Source organism: Shewanella sp. Sh95 (assembly GCF_001308045.1).
Classification (GTDB): Bacteria; Pseudomonadota; Gammaproteobacteria; order Enterobacterales; family Shewanellaceae; genus Shewanella; species Shewanella xiamenensis.
Genome location: NZ_LGYY01000169.1, coordinates 18,208 through 36,895 on the forward strand (window position 1 = coordinate 18,208; position 18,688 = coordinate 36,895).

Here is an 18,688-nt window from a genome sequence, read left to right on the forward strand (position 1 = left end):
CGTTATTGCTGGACCATTGCTCAGTCACGCAAAACAATTTTACCGATTAGATAAAGTCATTCAATAATCGTCACTTTTTCGATAATGATGGGTTCACGGGGCACGTCTTCATGGCCCGCTACTCGTGTGGTTTTAACGCCTTCAATTTGCAGTACAACCTCGAGTCCCGCTGTGACTTTACCAAATACCGCATAACCCCAGCCATTATTGGTGGGTGCCGTATGGTCTAGAAACTCATTATTGGCAGTATTGATAAAAAACTGCGCGGTTGCCGAGTGTGGCGCATCGGTACGGGCCATGGCGATAGTACCAAATACATTCGATAGGCCTTTGTTGGCTTCGTTGACAATTGGTTCGTGGGTGGGCTTTTCTTTCATTTTGGCGGTAAAACCACCGCCTTGGATCATAAAGCCTTTGATCACACGATGGAAAATCGTGTGCTCATAAAAACCTTCTTTACAGTAACGAATAAAGTTTTTGGCGGTAACGGGGGCGCGCTCTATATCAAGTTCGAGGGTTATATCGCCAAAATTTGTCGTGAAAATAATCATATGCTGCGCTTCTGTTAATGAGTTATTTGGTGTGAGATCCACTAAGCCAAGGATTAAATGATGGAGATGTTTCACCTTGTGTTTGTTGTTTCTCGGTGCTTTCGCTCACATCGGGCTGTGTTAACCTTGTCGCTTGCTTAGGTTGCGGCTTGGATTTAGCACTACGGTGCTTTTTCGCCTGAGTCGCCTCAAAGGTGCCGGGTTTTCCACTGGAATAGGGCAAGGCTTGAGCTTTTTTATTGGGTTTATGCGCTGATGTAGAAGCCGATTTAGGCACAAAATCGAGAATTGAAATAGGCACCGCTTTTTTAGGCTCAAACCCCTCGATGTGTTTGCGCTCGATAATATGACCTAAACGGCGCTCAATGGCGCACAGATTTCTAAAATCATCTTTAGAGACAAAGGATATGGCTTCACCTTGATTACCCGCGCGGCCGGTGCGGCCAATGCGATGGATATAGTCATCGGCTTCATCGGGTAAATCGTAGTTAATCACTCGCTCGAGCGCATCGATATCGATACCGCGTGACGCAACACCGGTCGCGACTAAAAAGGAGACTTTACCCGCTTTAAAATCGATAAGCAGTTGCTCGCGCACCGCTTGGCTGCGACCACTGTGAAAAGCCTCCGCGGTAATGCCACGCTTTTCTAACTGGCTAACCAATTTGGCGGTGCCGTGTTTGGTTTGGATAAAAATTAATGCCTGTGCCCAGTTATTCTCTTTAATTAAATGGCTCAATAGTGCGGATTTTCGATCTTTATCAACGGTCGTTAACCACTGCTCAATTTGCGTTGAAGCGGCATTTTTACGACTGATTTCAATCTCAATGGCATCCGGAATAGCGGTTTTAGCCAGTGCTTTGACCTGTTTTGATAAGGTTGCCGAAAATAGCAGGTTTTGCCGCTGCTCAGGCAGCTTTTCAATAATGCTATTAATATCTTCGATAAAACCCATATCGAGGATGCGATCGGCTTCATCCAGCACTAATACGGAGACTTCATCAAAGCGAATGGCTCTTTGAGTATACATATCCAGCAAACGCCCAGGCGTTGCAACGAGCAGATCAACCCCTTCAATCAGACGTTTTTTTTGCGGCGCAGCATCAACGCCGCCGTACATGGCCATGGCCGTCAGCGGCAGGTACTTGGCATATTGATTGATGTTTTGTTCAACTTGTAGCGCCAGTTCCCGAGTGGGGGTAAGAATGATGGTACGTACCCGTTTAGGCCGAATTTTGGGTGCGTCAGCAAATCGATGTAGCAACGGCAATACAAAACTAGCCGTTTTACCTGTACCGGTTTGAGCCGCGGCTAGCACATTTTTCCCCGCAAGAATGCTGGGAATGGCCTGAGCTTGTATTGGCGTAGGGCTTTGGTAACCCAGTTCAGTCACGGCTTTGATAAGCGCGCTGTGTAATCCAAGTTGGGTGAATGGCATTGAGGATCTCAACTAAATGATTTATTGGCAAACTGTTGGCGTGGCGCAAACAGCGAAGCAGGTCGCTATTATAGCAGTAGCATTGTTGAAATAGGGGATTATCTCAACTTTGCGGTTAGTTCGAGGGGTTAATAAATGGGCTTACAAATTTGTAACTGGGCATGTATTAGATATTAACATTGCTGCAATTAGGCGGCTGATATGATTAACTAAAGTAATGTTAAATACGCCTGACGAGCGAGCTTTCAGGCGTTATCGCCAAATTCAATACGCCTAGCATTCGTTTTACCAGCTTGCTTAGGGTAAGCATTACAACAACGCGTTGGTATAAATATAAAAAGGACAATAAAGAATGAGAAAAACCACCCTATCCCTTGCGATATTGTTATCGTTCACCGGCCTTGTAGGCTGCCAATCCCAATCAGACCAAACCTCGCCAAGTAAAGTGGTTAGTGGTGAAGTTAGCACGGTTTCTTTTGCGCAGTTTAGTAATGCTTTTATCGATGATTTGTGGCAATTATCACCAACATGGGCGCTATATAGCGGCAAGCATGTTAATGATGGCTATTTAGAAATCCCCAATGAAGCTAGCCGTGTTAAGACACTTGCCTTTGTAAAAACCCAGCAGGCGAAGCTGAAACAGTTTGAAATTAAGTCTCTGAGCTCTAACGAAACCATCGATTATCATTTGATTGATAACCTGCTAAACAGCATGGCGTGGGATATCACTGACTTTAAATCTTGGCAATGGGATCCCTCTAGCTATAACGTGGCGGGCGGTTTTGCACAAATCATCAATGAAAACTTTGCGCCGCTGGATGACAGATTACGCTCGGTATTGGCCAGGATGGAAAATATCCCAGCTTATTACGCCGCAGCAAGAAGTAATATATCGAAACCAACCCTAGAGCATACGGAACTTGCTGTAATGCAAAACCAAGGTGCGTTTTCGGTATTCTCCGATGATTTATTAAAACAAGTGGCGGATTCCGGTCTGTCGGATGCGGAAAAATCGCTATTTAAATCCCGCTTCGATACGGCAACGAAAGCAATTAATGAACATATTCGTTGGTTAAATGCACAGGTTGACTTGCTGAAAAAAGAAGGCGCCCGTAGCTTTAGGATCGGTGAAGAATTATACGAGCAAAAATTTGCCTTTGATATCCAAGCGGGCATGACGGCTAAACAGCTCTATCAAAAAGCCATGGCAGATAAAGATAGGGTCCAAGGTGAAATGGCCAAGATCACCGATAAACTTTGGCCTAAATATTTTACAACGCCAAAACCAAGTGATAATAAAATCGCCATCCGCCAATTAATTGATAAATTGTCGACTGAGCACGTTAAACGCGACGACTTTGTTAGCGAAGTCCGTAAACAAATTCCTGAGTTGATTGAGTTTGTAAATCAAAAAAAATTAGTGACTTTAGACCCAAAAAAACCATTAGTGGTTCGTGAAACTCCTGAGTATATGCGTGGTTATGCTGGAGCGTCGATTAGTGCCCCTGGCCCCTATGATAAATTAGGCAATACCTATTATAACGTCACGCCACTCGATGGTATGAATGATGAATCCGCTGAAAGCTATTTACGCGAATATAACCATTGGATATTACAGATTTTAAATATCCATGAGGCGATTCCAGGGCATTACACTCAATTAGTGTATTCCAATGAATCGCCAAGCTTAGTGAAAAGCTTATTTGGTAATGGCGCAATGGTCGAAGGTTGGGCTGTTTATACCGAACGCATGATGCTTGAAGAAGGTTATGGCAATTTCGAGCCTGAAATGTGGTTGATGTATTACAAGTGGAATCTACGTGTTATCTGTAACACGATCTTGGATTACAGCATTCATGTTAAAGGCATGACTGAAGATCAAGCCATCAGCCTGATGATGGATGAAGCCTTCCAGCAACGAGCTGAGGCTGAAGGCAAGTGGCGCCGTGCTACCCTAAGCCAAGTACAGCTGACCAGTTACTACTCGGGTTACCGTGAAATTTACGATTTCCGCGAAGAATATAAGCAGCTCAAAGGTAAGGATTTTGATCTCAAAGCATTCCATGAGAAGTTTTTAAGCTATGGCAGTGCGCCAGTGAAATATATTCGTCAGTTAATGCTAGAAAAATAAGCCAATAATTGAAAGGGTGCCATCAATGGCGCCTTTTCACTGGCTGTTTTGATATACATTGCGTGGATGAATACGTCTGAATTGATACAACGATTAATTTAGGCCATACAGCAGATTCTGTACGGCCTTGTTATAATTGTTCTTTCTGGAAGGCTGTTTTCGGTATTATTTTTTGTTGGGTAACTCAGCCATAATAGCTAATACATCTTCGTATGAAATGTTAAACTCTCGAGAAAGGTTAATAATTTTAGTCTTATAGGTTTGAATATTTTCTTGCTGTGCAAGTTGGTGTTTCTTTTCTTCAACTAGTTCGTTAACAGTTTCTTGCAATATTAATAAGCGACGCAAACTGTAATCAAGGGATTTGATGTATTTCCCCATTTGTTGTTTATTACGGGCTTGCTCAAGATCCGTTGAGACTTTTTTCTCATATCCATATTCATCGAGTGCAGCGATAGCGCTTTGCAAATCTAGATCAGTTGTCATTTGGTGTTCACTTTATTACGAGACGTTGAGAAGCGAAAGAATGAATGCCTTAACCCAAGAGGGTATCACAAGCGTTTTACTATCGCAGATTATAATGTTTATGCCAATGCTGACCAAGTATTAAAGTGCTAAAACCAATAAAAAGCTGGTTTTCTCATAGTACTTGTCGGCGTCTACAATAATGAGTAGTCTAAACTTTTCGCCAAGTGGAGATTGAAATGCTTGATCTATTACCCGATTTGTTTGATCACTATCCATCCAAACTCACTTTGTTGCCGCTAGCGTTTCGTGCTTATGGTGGTAAGAAGTTGTTTTGGGGTGAAGTTGTGACGGTCAAATGTTTTGAAGATAACTCCAAAGTGAAAGAAGTTTTAGCACAGCCAGGTCAAGGGAAAGTGCTTGTTGTTGATGGTGGAGGCTCATCCCGTCGTGCACTGCTGGGAGATTTAATCGCCCAAAGCGCCATGGATAATGGTTGGCAAGGCGTGATTATCAATGGTTATGTTCGGGATGTTGCTAGACTGAATACTTTTAATTTAGGGGTTTATGCCTTAGGCGCGATGCCCATCAAGACTGATAAGAAAGATCAAGGACAAGTCAATGTGCCTATCGAGTTTGGCAGTGTTACAGTCAAACCCGGTATGATGGTTTATGTTGATGAGAATGGCATTGCCATCAGTGAGGAGTGTTTAAATTTCGCATTTTTAAGTTAAGTTTTTAAATTCAAGATGTTATTGATAAGGATGTTTTCATGAAATTCATTAAGTGGTTTTTAGCCATTCTGGTGACCTTAATTGTCGCTGTCGCCTTATATCTTACTGTTTTCTTTGACCCTAATGATTTTAAGCCAGAAGTTGTCAACGCTGTTAAAAAACAAACTGGGCGCGAGTTAGTAATAACCGATGACTTGTCATGGACATTTTTTCCGACCATAGGGATTAATTTAGGCGGTGTTTCCCTATCTAACCCTGAGGGATTTACCCCAAAATCGATGCTTGAAGTTAATAAAGCCGTAGCTGAGGTTGAGCTTATACCACTGTTTAGCAAGCAAATTGAAATCGCTCAGCTCACTCTTGATGGCGCAAAAATCAATTTGGTCACCCGTAAAAATGGTAGCTCAAGCCTAGATGGCTTAACGGGCAAGAGCACTGAGCTATCTGCTACCCCATCTGAACCAAGTGCTAAAGCACAATTAGCCAGTATCGATGTAGGTGGCATTTCTATTACGAATACGCAAATAAATTTAATTGATGAAGCTAAAGGGCAAACCCAAACCTTAACCTTAAAACAGTTCACTTTGGGGGCATTTTCACTCGATAAATTTGCGCCGATGGCCTATGAATTTGCCGCGACCTTGCCGGATATGACAGTGAGCAGTAAAGGCGAAGGGCAAATCAAGTTAAGTCATGATTTTAATCAACTCCTAGTTGAGAAACTCAATATTGAGACTCAAGTTGAAGGCGAGGGGATCCCTAATAAAAAATTGACCGCTGAGGTTAGTCTAAACAGCCAAATTGCATTAGATAAAAAGCAGTTATCGTTGGACATCAGTAAATTAACCGCAATGGATATCAATGCAGCGGGTAAGTTGACCGTCAATTACGGGAGCAAAGTGCCGAAAATTAGTGCGGATTTCCAACTTGGGGATATTGACCTCGATGCTTTGCTACCAAAATCTGACACTTCAGAAGAACAAACCGCAGCTGCGTCTTCACAGACTCAGGCTGTTGAACCCGATTTAACGGCGCTTAATGGTTTGGATGCGAAGCTAATATTGGCGGTTAAATCGATCAAAGTCGCGAATTTGTCTACGCAAAATTGGTTAATGGATTTAGGCATTAAAAATGGTGAGGTTGATCTTAAGCAGCTAAGTGCAGATCTCTACCAAGGTAAGTTAATGCTCAATGCTCAGGTTGATGCGCGATCAAAAGTGGCAAGTTACCAATTTGATAAGCAAATATCAGGTGTTCAAATTCAACCATTACTTAAGGATGCGGCCAAGCTTGATATTCTGGCGGGAACTGCAAATTTTAGTGTAAAAGGGAAAGGTAAGAGTTTGATTCCTGAACAATTAAAGAAAAACCTCCTCGCAAATGGTCGTTTTGATATCACCGATGGTGCCCTTTACGGTGTCAATATCCCGCAGATGATCCGTAGTGCTCAGGCTAAATTAAAGGGGGATTTGTCTGCGGACACGAAAGAGGAGCGTAAAACCGACTTCTCGAGCCTAACCGGTAACTTCTCCCTTGAACATGGTGTAGCGACAAACCCTGATCTCGCAATGTCTTCACCTTTGCTTAGGCTTGCGGGTAAGGGCAGCGCGGATCTCTTGACGCAAACTCTGGATTATCGGTTAACGACCAGTTTAGTCAATTCCCTTAAAGGTCAAGGTGGCAGTGAGAAAGATGCGCTGGCAGGAATTGATATCCCTCTCGCGATTACGGGTACTTTCCAAAAGCCGGAATATGCCTTAGATACTCAAGCGTTATTAAATAATCAGTTGAAGGAAGAGACTGATAAAGCGAAAGAAAAATTAAAGGATTCGCTACTTAAAAAGTTGGGCGGCTTGTAGGTATGCAAGTTTTGCGTGCTCGGTCATCTCCTACGTCAACAGTCGATGTGTGAGCGTAACCGGCAACGTTCTGCTCGAAAGATAACGGCGTATTGAGCCAATAAAAAAGCAGTAACCCAGAGGTTACTGCTTTTTTATGTTGATCTTTATTTTAGATTCAAGACGATTTTATTAACAAATTAAACATAAGGTATTTAGAGTGATTCACACTTAAATGCTTTATGTATTTAAATTGCTTTCATCTACAACCAGTTTCAACACTTGACCGGGTTGAATATATTGTGATGCGGTTAAGCCGTTCCATTCGCGAAGTTCAGGAACAGTCACCTTAAACTTGTTTGCAATTCGTGCGAGTGAATCACCAGCCTTAACTTTGTAGCTGACGGTTCGGATCTGCTCGTTATCGTGTTTTTCTTGTGGTGCAACAATCGTCAATTGCTGACCACTTTGTAATTTGCTGTCTTTGCTTAAATGGTTCCAAGTCATTAACTGTTTGACGCTAACATTATGTGCTTGGGCAATTTGCCACAAACTATCACCGGATTTTACTTTATAGGTCAACTTGTTACCCGAGGCGGCAACAGCGGCTTTTTTAGGTAATTTCTGACTGGTTGATAGGGCATACAGTTGTTTGTCATCAGCAGAGACTGGGATAATTAGCGGTCTTCCAGCAATGATATTGTTGTTTTTCATACCATTAGCAGCACGGATCGCATTGATGCTTGTATGATGTTTTTCTGCAATAGATCCTAAACTATCTCCAGGCTTAATCGTATATCTAAGCCAGCTTACACGGGCCTCACTTTCTGTTTCTGCAAGTGCTTTTTTGAACTCTTCAGATTTATCAATGGGTAATACTAAAGTGTGTGGGCCCATTGGTGAGGTTGCCCAGCGATTGTAACCTGGATTGAGCTTTAATAGCTCATTGGTGGTCATATTGGCGAGACCTGCTGCCATGGCTAAGTCAATTTGACTGTCTATATCAACCACTTCGATTGAAGGGCTGTTATCAATGGGTGCCAGAGTTATGCCATATTCATCGGCATGTTTAATCACTTCAGCGAGCGCCAATAACTGTGGCACATAACGTTTGGTTTCTTTTGGGAGATCGAGCGACCAAAAATCGGTTTTAAGACCTTTATCTTCGTTGCGTTTAATCGCATTGAGTACGCGTGACTCTCCTGAGTTGTAGGCCGCAATTGCATAAAGCCAATTATTATTGGTTTTATCGTACAAATATTCGAGCATATCTAGGGCTGCTGTCGTGGATGCAGGCACATCGCGACGGCCGTCATACCACCAGTTCATTTCTAACCCAAAGTGGCTCGCCATCGGGGTGGTAAATTGCCAAAGCCCTGAGGCAGCACTGGCCGAAGAAGCACTGGGGTCGAAAGCGCTTTCAATAATCGGAAGCAGGGCTATCTCGATTGGTAGATGGCGTTTTTCAAGCTCTTCGACGATCAAATACATGTAAGGCGCTGCACGCTCAGAAATCAATTCAAGGTGTTTAGGGTTGTTAATGTACCAATCGCGATAATAGTTAACGAGTTTCTTGTCTGGAATAGGTAACTGCATTCCTTGACGAATTCGTTCCCATACATCAGTAATTTGCGCCGATTCAGGTTCGGTTGCGAGATAATACTGTGGGACGGTATTTTCGGTCGTGACGGTTTCAGCTTCAGGTTTGGGCACCTGAGGGTTGTCTAACGTCTGACAACCTGTGAGTAGGGCAAATCCCCCTACTACAACATAAAGTGATACTCTCATGGAAAACGATAGTCCTCTGTTAGTGCATTGCCACTGCACTCTTCGTACAACGTAAATTATCTAACGAATTGATTATGTGAAAAAAAGTGGCAACACAGAGCGCAAAGTATTCACGCAAAAACGAGCCATTCTATGGGATCTTTTCGAGCTTGTCCCTAAATTATCGTACATCTTGTAGGGTCACTTTTGATTTACGTCATCAAAAGTGGAAAAATCTGTATAAATTTCAGCCATAAATGGATCATTTTTTACTAAAAAATACCTTTCCACTGCCGAAGTAGGGTAAAACAGCTTAGTTCATCAGCTTTAGTCAGATCTTGGTCACAAAACTTACTTTTTATGCTGTTGACTATGGTAGGCGCTAACGGACGAAGGAAGGGATTGATTGCCCGCTCTAACCCTATGGTGGAGGGGATGGTGGCTTTGTTTTGGGCACGCATTGTGGTGGCTTGCTCTACATACTTGTTGAGTGCAGCGTTATCTGCATCTACCTCTTGGGCGAATTTAAGATTCGCAAGAGTATATTCATGGGCGCAGTACACTCGAGTCTCATCGGGTAACGCCGCGAGCAAACTTAAGGATTGCCACATTTGTGCAGGGGTGCCCTCAAATAAACGACCGCAGCCTGCACTAAAGAGTGTATCACCACAAAATAGTGCACCATCAAGTAGATACGCTATATGACCAGCAGTATGCCCAGGTACAGACAAAATGTGTATGGGCGCATCGATAAAGGGCAAAGTAAGTGTATTGATCTGTGTAGGGTCGATTGGCTGATTGATGCTTTGAATAGCTTCACGTTCCGGACCGTAGACAGCCAGGATCTGGTCTGTTGTCTGCTTAACATGGGCGGCGAGGGCGGTTATTCCACCTGTATGATCATGATGATGATGAGTGATCAAAATACCCGCTAACGTAAGTTGATGTTTACGTAAGTAGTCGAGCACAACATGTGGATCGCCAGGATCAACCACATACACCGTTTGCAGGGAGTCTTGTCGCAACACCCAGATATAATTGTCATTAAAGGCATTAATCGCTGTTATAGTGAGCATAGCACCGCCGATAGCTGTATTTTGATTTCAAGATGAGGTTATTATCCACAGGTGGATATCAGTTGGCGACTATTGTGATTTTTAAATCACCTAATGATGGATGTTCAATGAAGGTCTTAACTCGGTAAAAGTAATAAGATAACGGAAAGGGAGGTGAGTTGTGTCGTATAACAGTTCTGTGCGTAAACCTGAGCAATGGGAAGATTTACCCAATGGCGACGCACTCCAGCAAGCTGTTACCGATAAACTCACTGATTGGTGGCCAAGGGTGTTTGGCTATCATTTGTTGAAGTTGGGCCCCTTAAGTGCACAGCTTTCCAGTATGGCATCCCCTGTTGCTCATCATTTTTCACTATGCTCAGCACCAACAGCCTCGTTAATGGGGGATTTTTGTCATTTGCCGATACAAAATGGGGTGATTGATGCTGTGGTGATGAGCCTGCTACTAGAGTTTGAGGCTGATCCTTACCGTATTTTACGGGAAACCGACAGAGTGCTGATCGCCGGTGGTTATTTATTTATTGTGGGCTTTAACCCCTTAAGCTCAGTGTTTCTTGGCAAGCTGTGGCCGAAATATCAAGATGATCTACCTTGGTGCGGACGCTTTTTTATGCCATCTAGGGTGCGAGATTGGTTAGGGCTACTTGGTTATCAAGTGGTGAGTGATGAGCGTTTGGTTTACCATCCCCTGATCGGCGAATTGAATCGTGGTCGTTTTTTACAGCAAACCTTAGCTTCATGGCTTCCCAGTGCGGGGAGTTTGTATTTGATTGTGGCTCGAAAATTAGAATCACCATTAACCCCAATCCGTGACAAACGTAAAGTTCGACAACCCAATTGGGCCACTGCGCCAAGTGCCGGACGCACTGGGCATTTATCCGAACATATAAAATAACATCATCGATTAATGAGTCCGATATGCGAATTACCCTAAGGCAACTTGCAGTTTTTGAAGCCGTCGCACGCAGTGGTCAGGTGGCAAAAGCGGCTGAACAAGTTAATCTATCGCCGCCTGCGACCTCTATGGCCTTAGCCGAACTGGAAAAACAGCTCAATGCTCGGTTATTTGAAAGAATTGGCAATCGTCTGCAACTGAATTCGCAAGGTAACCTCTTGTTGCCGTTGGCCACCGATCTTTTACATCGTGTTGAACAAATTGAGCAGGCATTTACTCGTCAAGATGGTGATTTGGTTGGACACTTAAGTGTGAGTGCAAGCTCAACGATTGGTAATTATTTACTGGCGAAAGCGGCAGTCGCATTTTGCCAGCAACATATCCAAACCCATGTAGACGTGGCGATCACCAATACCCAAGAAGTGATTCAATCCGTTGCACAATTTCGTGCCGAAATGGGGTTTATTGAAGGGCATTGTACTGATAACCGTCTTCATATCGAGCCGTGGCACAAGGATCGATTATTGGTGTTTTGCCATCCCGCTCATCCATTAGCAGGGCAAACGGTTAAGCCTATGGCCGTAAAAGGCCAATCTTGGGTGCTGCGTGAAGAAGGATCGGGAACTCGGGAATATTTTGTTAATGCGGCCAATGAACTGGGTATGCAACCGGAGGCTAAGTTCTGCTTTACCACGCCAGATGCCATCAAGTTGGCGGTAAAACAAGGTGCTGGTTTGGGGGTTTTGTCAGAACTTGCGTTGGATAAAGACATTAGTCGAAAAGAATTGGCTCTAGTCACCATTGAAGGATTAGTGCTAGAGCGGCAGTTTTACCGCATAACTCATAAGAGTCGCCAAGCAACGTCGTTAGGGCTGGCCTTTGTGCAGTTTTGCAGTAATTTTTTCCATTTATCACGAGAATAATGGTGTTCTAGCAGCGATAAGTGTTAGGACTCCGCCTGATAACCTGCATCAATTTGCGTAGGATTTGCCTCTGCGGCGGCGCGAGCAAGTTGATCACAGCGTTCATTTTCCGCGTGTCCGGCATGGCCTTTTACCCAGCGCCAATCAATTTGGTGGAGTTGAGCGGCGTTATCTAAACGTTTCCAAAGATCGACATTTTTCACCGGCGTTCTATTAGATGTCATCCAGCCTTTTTTCTTCCAACCGTGGATCCAAGTGGTGATCCCTTGGCGCATATATTGGCTATCGCTGGTGAGAATGATTTTACAGGGTTCTTTTAGGGCCTCAAGCGCAACGATTGGGGCTAATAATTCCATGCGATTATTGGTTGTCAGGGCAAAACCATCGGATATCTCCTTTGTATGGCCCTTATAATTCATTACAATGCCATAGCCACCGGGGCCCGGATTGCCTAAGCAAGAACCATCGGTGAAGATGTGGATTAGTTTTAGTTCAGTCATCAAGTGGTTACCAGCGGCGTAAATATCGGCCGAGTATAACCAAAAAAAGTCATAAGAAGCGCATAAAAGTATGAATATTATCTCAAACGCAAGCCGTCAGGTTATTTTGGATACTGAAACCACTGGTATGAACCAGGGGAGTGGTGCGGTGTATTTAGGACACCGAATTATTGAGATAGGCTGTGTTGAGGTCATCAACCGCCGTTTAACGGGGCGTTATTACCATCAATATATCAATCCTGGCCAAGCGATTGATCCAGAAGCGATTGCTGTTCACGGGATCACCGATGAGCGTGTTGCAAATGAGCCAAGGTTTCATCAAATAGCGCAAGAGTTTATCGATTTTATCAGTGGCGCAGAAATTGTAGCCCATAACGCAAACTTCGACGTGAGCTTTATGGACCATGAGTTTTCCTTACTGCAACCGTTAGGACCAAAGACTCGCGACATTTGTGATATTTTAGACTCCCTCGATATCGCTAAGTTTTTGCATCCTGGGCAAAAAAACAACTTAGACGCTCTCTGCAAACGTTATGGCATCGACAATTCCCGCCGTCATTACCACGGCGCATTACTCGACGCCGAAATTCTTGCCGATGTGTATTTGTCGATGACGGGAGGTCAGACTAAGTTCAATCTCTCTAACGAAGAAGTTGGTCAAGAGGCGGGAGGCATTCAACGCTTTGATCCCGCATCACTTAATCTTAAAGTGATCAGCGCATCGGCCGATGAACTCGTTATACATGAACAACGCCTTGATTTAGTCGCAAAATCAGGAAAGTGCCTCTGGAGAGGATAATTTTTAGCCTATGACGATGTTGCTGCGAAAATATCTAGTCAATACCACGTTAATACTCGGCTACCTTAGCTTGAGCACGTCATTGCTTGCGGCTGATACGGAACCAGTGACCGCTAAGCCAACAAAGCCGACTACCGATATGGCAGCTAAGGTTCAAAATACTGCTGAGCCAAGTGCTGAGGTTAAGGTAAACAGTGCTGAGGTTAAGGTAAACAGTGCTGAGAGTAAGGTAAACACGTCCAAGCCCTCGAATATGAAAGTCGTGCCCGTAGATACGGCTTCTGAGCTTAAAAATCGTTTTCGGGTGGATCATATGGTCAGCAGTATGACACTCATGATCCAGCGAGAATATGGTTCGGCCCCCGTGGTGATTGTCTTGCCCGATGGCAGTAAGTGGTACGCCAATCGTCATCCAGAAACCGTTAAATGGGTTGATGGTATGACCGGAGATATTATTTATATCGAATCACCCCAGCCAGGTCCTTGGCAATTAGTGGGGAAGGTGGTGCCGGGCTCGAAAATTAAACGGGTTTCAAAGCTTGAGATTGAAGTTCAACGATTACCTCAGCCATTATTCCAAGGCGAACAAACCAAAGTGATTGCCCAATTAATGGGAGATGCAGAGCGCGTTCGCATGCCTGGGATGGACTATTTAGTCGAGTGGACCGCGCACTTTGTCAGTAAGCATCGGACGGGCGATGAAAACTTTGCCGCAGGTGACATTATCGTTGGTTCCTACAAAGATAATGGTGAAAAGTTCGATGAAAGACCTGATGACGGCATATTTACAGGCGATATCAATCTTAAGCAGCCATGGGGTGAGTACGACTTTGTCGTTCAAGCGCGTAACAACGTATTTGAAAGGCAAGTCTCATTTCCTTTTAGCTTATCTCCACGACCCGTAAATGCAGAGGTGATAACCCCTGAAGATCCTTTAACGGGTCAATGGAAAATCATGCTACATGCCGATAGTAGCGTATTACAGCTAGCTGAGACCCATTTTTCATTTGAGCTTGTTGGACCTGCTGGTTTGCAACTTCCCCTCGTAGTTCATGGGCTTAAGGAGAGCGACACTGAATTGCCGATACCGCCTGTGACCGAGTTTGGCAGTTACCGAATAAAAGGCTCTGCTGCGACAACGACAGTCACTGGCCGTGAAATAGTACTCGATTTACCTGAACTGTTCTTCAACCTAGTGCAACCGCCCGAGCCACCACCTAGCGAAGAAGAGCTCGCAGCTGTGGCCGCGCAAAAGGCTGCAGAGGAAGAGGCACTCGCTAAGCAGGAAGCGATCTTCTGGATTATCACCGTCAATGTGGTGTTAGTGCTACTGGGGGTGGTTGGGCTGATTATTTGGCGTAAGCGTCAAAGTTTGGCACAAGCACTAGCCGCGGCCGAACAGCGGATTTTAGATGAAGCGGAACAAAATAAAGCTGATGTCCCATCCCTTGATGAAATAGATTTAACTATGCCAGATGAACCTGATAATCGTAGATAAAAGTGAAGGAAAGGGTGAGATTTACATCGGGATTTGCAGATATTTTGTTCACTTATCATGGGGTTTTGTTAAGTTTGGCGAAATTTTAACTAATCGATGCAATTGAGTGAAAAAAACGGTTGACGCTTCGAACGCTCAACCGTATTATTCACCGCAACTTGAGTGGAGCGGTAGTTCAGTTGGTTAGAATACCGGCCTGTCACGCCGGGGGTCGCGGGTTCGAGTCCCGTCCGCTCCGCCAGTCAAGTTATTAAAAGTTAAAATTATAGTGCTTTGATAGCGGTATAATAAAAAGTTTGGAGCGGTAGTTCAGTTGGTTAGAATACCGGCCTGTCACGCCGGGGGTCGCGGGTTCGAGTCCCGTCCGCTCCGCCAAATATGAAAAAGCCTCATCATTTGATGAGGCTTTTTCATTTGCGATATCAGTAAACCACTAGTGTCTACCGTCTAAAGAATGTTGATATTTTAAGATTCAATTTTGTTTGAGCAAGTGCTGCTCGCGAAGCGAGTAAATATGGGTCGTTATTTTACTCAAATTACCAGCGTCTCTAATCACTGAAAGTAAAGAGAAAAGTCTTGCCAGAATGAACTCTTCGGGCAGTATTTGGCTGATATTTCTGCTGAGTTATTTTAGTATTATGTAGCTTAACTATGCTGTACGGACTTTGCCTCGCATAACCAGCCAAACTGCTGAAACAAACCACTCTGAAACGTTGCCAACACGCCCTAATATGGTCGTATCTGTTATGTGGTTTTATTCTTATATTGCACTCGCATTCATTTAACACCATCTGTTCATCTATTTTCAGCCAAGTTAAAGCTACAAATGACTGTTGAGCTAAATTTTCATCCTGAAAGCAACTGGAATGCAATCAAGACGGTGGAATAGTTTTACTAGTTTGTTGTTTTGGCATGAGTTATTTTTTAAGTTCAACCTTATCGAGAAAATCATTGTGCTGAAGGTTCTACTAAGATTCTTATTATTAGCGCTTAACATTGACGCATAGTGAATAACGACTAATATAAGACAGATGAGACACTCATGAGGTGATGCTATGCCAATACCTGTCACAATTGCTGATGATTCTTTAATGTCCAGAAAAGCGGTAAGACGAGCTTTACCGGAGGACTGGGATGTTGAGATCACTGAAGCGTGTAATGGAAAAGAGGCCTTAGAAGCAGCTAATTCAGGTAAGGCTGAGGTACTATTTCTTGACCTGACCATGCCTGAACTTGATGGATTTGGAGTACTTAAATGTCTTCATGAACAACAATCAAAGACGGTTGTGATTGTGATAAGTGCAGATATACAGCCAGAAGCTAAATTGTTAGTTGATTCCCTAGGTGCTTTTCGTTTCTTACAAAAACCGTTACAACCCGCACAGTTAAGAGAAGCACTTTTCGATGTGGGGCTAATATGAACATGTTGCTATCTGAAGAACAGCGAGACGCGCTCCAGGAATTGATGAATATTTCTATGGGGCAAGCAGCTAATTCACTTGCTCGTTTAATCGAAGCTAAAATTACACTATCAATTCCTAAAATCAGTGATGTTACTCCTGAACAATTTGTCTCTATGCTATCGGACGAGGCAATGTGGTACACACGCCAATCATTTTTAGGCAGTATTAAAGGTGAAGTTATTTCAACGCTATCTAAGCAGGGCTGCGATGCGATTGGTACATTAATGGAGTATGAACTGCCACTTACTCAAGACCGGTTAAATGAATTGTTGTTAGAACTTGCCAATATTTTAGCTGGTGCATGTTTAACCGGATTTGCTGAGCAACTTTCATTAAACGCAAAGTTAAGTATGCCGACAATGTATAATGCGGCTAGTCAGCATTACCACTATAGATGGGCAAGTACTTTAATGATGGAGGTTGAGTTTAAAGTGGAAGTGAGTCAGTTTGACTCAAAAGTTGTGATCTGTTTGGAAGAGGCATCAGTTCAAACTTTATTAGTGAAACTACAGCAGCTGCTGGAGTAATTATGAGTCAGTCACAGCTATTGCAGAAGCTTACTTCACGCTTACCACTTGGAATTTGTGTGGTTGATGAGTTTTATCAAATTATTTACTGGAATGAATTTTTTACCGATAGATTGTCAACCGATAATAAGTCAGTTACACACGAAAATAACTTACTCACGTTATTCCCTGATGCCGCAAAATTTCTTCAAAAAAAAATTAATAGCGTTTTTGTGCTTAATAATGCCAGTTTCTCATATTGGGAACATCGTCCACATGTATTTGACTTTAGTAGCAGTCGGCCTATTACAGGTGAAGAGACTGCTATGTACCAAAATATTGAGTTTTTCCCGCTCGATATAGAAAATAATCAAGTGAAAACAGTTTGTTTAATTGTGCAAGATGTAACTGAGCTTGCAAGTTATTTCCAAGCACAAAAATGCCTTTCTGAACAATTGGAACAAGAGCATACAGCACTGAGTCTTCTCAATAAAAAACTAGAGGCTGCTCAAAATCAATTATTACAATCTGAAAAAATGGCCGCAATTGGGCAGTTAGCTGCAGGTGTTGCTCATGAAATTAATAATCCAATTGGTTTTGTGAATTCAAACTTACAAAGCTTACAAGATTATAATGATAAGTTATTAAAATTACTTAGTTTTTATCAAAAACTAGTACATAAAATTGGTTCTCCGCCTTATTTTGCACTTGAGCAAGATATGTTGAAGCGACATCAGTTTGAATTTATATGCTCAGATTTACCTGATTTAATCAATGAATCGATTGAGGGATTAGATCGCGTTGCCGTAATTGTGAAAAGTCTCAAGTCTTTTTCTCATGTCGATAGTAGTGAGTGGCAATATGCTAATGTAATAGAGGGTATTGAAAATACATTAAAAATTGCTGCTAACCAGATTAAATATAAAGCTGTTGTTCTTCGTAATTTCCAGGATAATTTGCCAGAGCTATATTGTCAGCCAATGCAGCTTAATCAAGTATTCCTTAATTTGTTAGTTAATGCTGCGCAAGCTATAGAGGAAAGAGGTGAAATATCTATCGATGTAAGTGCGACAGAATCAGAATTTATGATTGTTATTCGTGATACTGGATCTGGTATTGCAGCACAAGATATACGTAAAATATTTGAACCTTTTTACACCACCAAACCTGTCGGAACAGGCACAGGGCTTGGTTTATCATTATCCTACAGTATAGTTCAAAAGCATAAAGGTGAGATTAAAGTCACTTCTACTTTAGGTGTGGGCACTTCTTTCACTGTGATATTACCTATCTTAACTCCTGCTGATGTTTTTGAATGTTAGGTCTGACTCATGTGTTATCATTGATATTATATCCATTATTTTTCATTTTCAGCTAAAAGTGCATCTGTTATAGCGGTTGACAATTCGTTGATTTCATCTAGGGTTATCATTCGATTTTTTAGTTGCACATTGAGATGTGCCGCACATGACGATATATTGCTAAGCCCTAAACACGCACTTGTTCCTTTTAGCTTATGTAATTCATGTCCTAACTTTGTTATTTCTCCATCATTGATAAGTTTCTTTAATAAGGACAATACATTAGGCAAGGTTTTTAGATATTCAATTGTTAAATCATTATCTAATATGTCATCTTCTTTTTTTTGCTTATTATATGTTGATTGGTTTTCTCCCAGAAAATATTGCAAGGTATCAATGAGCTGTTGTTTGCTAAAAGGTTTTGTGATTTTTTTGTTGAAAAGGCTATTTTTTTCACTGTCATCATAAAAAATATCAGCACTTAATAATAATAAAGGAATATTTTTATTCATCGCACGTATTGTATTTGCAGCGGTAAGTCCATCGATAACTGGCATTTGTTGGTCTAATATGATCAGATCGTAATGTTTTAGAGATGCTAATTGTATTGCTTCTTCACCATTGACACCAAAATCTATACTTATTCCTGTATCTTTTAGGTAAATTGCTACTAAGTCCTGAAGAATCCCCTGATGATTTACAAATAAATCATCAAATTAGGGTGGAAGCGCATCTTGTTGCATGATCAAATGGTTTCGCTAAAAACTACACTTGGACAACAAGATGCGCGAAGCCAATATCCT

General features: G+C 42.6%; 17 protein-coding genes and 2 tRNA genes. 12 read left to right on the top strand and 7 right to left on the bottom strand.

The window, feature by feature from the left end:
* Window positions 1-56: 56 nt before the first annotated feature.
* Together AEA42_RS12575 and AEA42_RS12580 are read right to left on the bottom strand one after the other, a co-directional pair.
* Window positions 57-551, bottom strand: coding sequence for a peptidylprolyl isomerase (locus AEA42_RS12575; protein ID WP_055647916.1), 495 nt, complete (start codon window positions 549-551; stop codon window positions 57-59).
* A gap of 22 nt (window positions 552-573) precedes the next feature.
* Window positions 574-1,989: a DEAD/DEAH box helicase gene (locus AEA42_RS12580; protein WP_055647907.1), complete on the bottom strand. Its 1,416-nt coding sequence runs from the start codon at window positions 1,987-1,989 to the stop codon at window positions 574-576.
* A 352-nt stretch (window positions 1,990-2,341) separates the two neighbouring features.
* On the opposite strand from AEA42_RS12580, the gene AEA42_RS12585 reads away from it, so the two are divergent.
* Window positions 2,342-4,120 carry a DUF885 domain-containing protein gene (locus AEA42_RS12585; protein ID WP_037427664.1) on the top strand — a complete coding sequence of 593 codons (1,779 nt, stop codon included), beginning with the start codon at window positions 2,342-2,344 and terminating at the stop codon, window positions 4,118-4,120.
* A 165-nt stretch (window positions 4,121-4,285) separates the two neighbouring features.
* Here AEA42_RS12585 and AEA42_RS12590 read toward each other — a convergent pair whose 3' ends face one another.
* Entirely contained in the window at window positions 4,286-4,606 is a 321-nt protein-coding gene (locus AEA42_RS12590) for a hypothetical protein (protein WP_037419155.1), read from the bottom strand.
* 218 nt (window positions 4,607-4,824) lie between these two features.
* Between AEA42_RS12590 and AEA42_RS12595 the strand changes: the two genes are divergently transcribed.
* Together AEA42_RS12595 and AEA42_RS12600 are read left to right on the top strand one after the other, a co-directional pair.
* Entirely contained in the window at window positions 4,825-5,319 is a 495-nt protein-coding gene (locus tag AEA42_RS12595; RefSeq protein WP_037419152.1) for a putative 4-hydroxy-4-methyl-2-oxoglutarate aldolase, read from the top strand.
* 38 nt (window positions 5,320-5,357) lie between these two features.
* Window positions 5,358-7,178 carry an AsmA family protein gene (locus tag AEA42_RS12600; RefSeq protein ID WP_055647908.1) on the top strand — a complete coding sequence of 607 codons (1,821 nt, stop codon included), beginning with the start codon at window positions 5,358-5,360 and terminating at the stop codon, window positions 7,176-7,178.
* A gap of 219 nt (window positions 7,179-7,397) precedes the next feature.
* Here AEA42_RS12600 and AEA42_RS12605 read toward each other — a convergent pair whose 3' ends face one another.
* The gene (locus tag AEA42_RS12605) at window positions 7,398-8,945 is read right to left on the bottom strand and encodes a LysM peptidoglycan-binding domain-containing protein (RefSeq protein ID WP_037419149.1); all 1,548 of its coding nucleotides are present in this window, start codon (window positions 8,943-8,945) and stop codon (window positions 7,398-7,400) included.
* A gap of 251 nt (window positions 8,946-9,196) precedes the next feature.
* Window positions 9,197-10,000 carry a hydroxyacylglutathione hydrolase gene (gene gloB / locus AEA42_RS12610; RefSeq protein ID WP_055647909.1) on the bottom strand — a complete coding sequence of 268 codons (804 nt, stop codon included), beginning with the start codon at window positions 9,998-10,000 and terminating at the stop codon, window positions 9,197-9,199.
* Window positions 10,001-10,160: 160 nt separating this feature from the next.
* Here gloB and AEA42_RS12615 point away from each other — a divergent pair, with 160 nt between their 5' ends.
* Both AEA42_RS12615 and AEA42_RS12620 read left to right on the top strand, forming a co-directional pair.
* A complete protein-coding gene (locus AEA42_RS12615; RefSeq protein WP_037419144.1) occupies window positions 10,161-10,895 on the top strand; it encodes a methyltransferase domain-containing protein in 735 nt (244 codons plus the stop codon).
* Between the two features lie 23 nt (window positions 10,896-10,918).
* Window positions 10,919-11,818: a LysR substrate-binding domain-containing protein gene (locus tag AEA42_RS12620; protein WP_055647910.1), complete on the top strand. Its 900-nt coding sequence runs from the start codon at window positions 10,919-10,921 to the stop codon at window positions 11,816-11,818.
* Window positions 11,819-11,841: 23 nt separating this feature from the next.
* Here the strand turns inward: AEA42_RS12620 and rnhA are convergent, their stop codons facing one another.
* Window positions 11,842-12,318 carry a ribonuclease HI gene (rnhA, locus tag AEA42_RS12625; protein WP_037419137.1) on the bottom strand — a complete coding sequence of 159 codons (477 nt, stop codon included), beginning with the start codon at window positions 12,316-12,318 and terminating at the stop codon, window positions 11,842-11,844.
* A gap of 70 nt (window positions 12,319-12,388) precedes the next feature.
* Here rnhA and dnaQ point away from each other — a divergent pair, with 70 nt between their 5' ends.
* The 7 genes from dnaQ to AEA42_RS12660 all read left to right on the top strand — a co-directional run bounded on the left by dnaQ (window position 12,389) and on the right by AEA42_RS12660 (window position 17,906).
* Entirely contained in the window at window positions 12,389-13,117 is a 729-nt protein-coding gene (gene dnaQ / locus AEA42_RS12630) for a DNA polymerase III subunit epsilon (protein ID WP_037419134.1), read from the top strand.
* A gap of 10 nt (window positions 13,118-13,127) precedes the next feature.
* Window positions 13,128-14,615 carry a TIGR03503 family protein gene (locus tag AEA42_RS12635; RefSeq protein WP_055647911.1) on the top strand — a complete coding sequence of 496 codons (1,488 nt, stop codon included), beginning with the start codon at window positions 13,128-13,130 and terminating at the stop codon, window positions 14,613-14,615.
* A 164-nt stretch (window positions 14,616-14,779) separates the two neighbouring features.
* Window positions 14,780-14,856, top strand: a tRNA-Asp gene (locus AEA42_RS12640).
* Window positions 14,857-14,913: 57 nt separating this feature from the next.
* Window positions 14,914-14,990 (top strand) — tRNA-Asp (locus AEA42_RS12645).
* Window positions 14,991-15,670: 680 nt separating this feature from the next.
* Entirely contained in the window at window positions 15,671-16,036 is a 366-nt protein-coding gene (locus AEA42_RS12650; protein WP_037419128.1) for a response regulator, read from the top strand.
* Window positions 16,033-16,605 (top strand): chemotaxis protein CheC, encoded by a 573-nt coding sequence (locus AEA42_RS12655; protein WP_037427655.1) that lies wholly within the window; start codon window positions 16,033-16,035, stop codon window positions 16,603-16,605. The genes AEA42_RS12650 and AEA42_RS12655 overlap by 4 nt, the downstream gene beginning before the upstream one ends.
* A 2-nt stretch (window positions 16,606-16,607) precedes the next feature.
* A complete protein-coding gene (locus AEA42_RS12660) occupies window positions 16,608-17,906 on the top strand; it encodes an ATP-binding protein (protein ID WP_055647912.1) in 1,299 nt (432 codons plus the stop codon).
* A 35-nt stretch (window positions 17,907-17,941) separates the two neighbouring features.
* Here AEA42_RS12660 and AEA42_RS12665 read toward each other — a convergent pair whose 3' ends face one another.
* Window positions 17,942-18,571, bottom strand: a complete 630-nt coding sequence (locus AEA42_RS12665; protein ID WP_280938061.1) for a response regulator — start codon at window positions 18,569-18,571, stop codon at window positions 17,942-17,944.
* Window positions 18,572-18,688 lie beyond the last annotated feature (117 nt).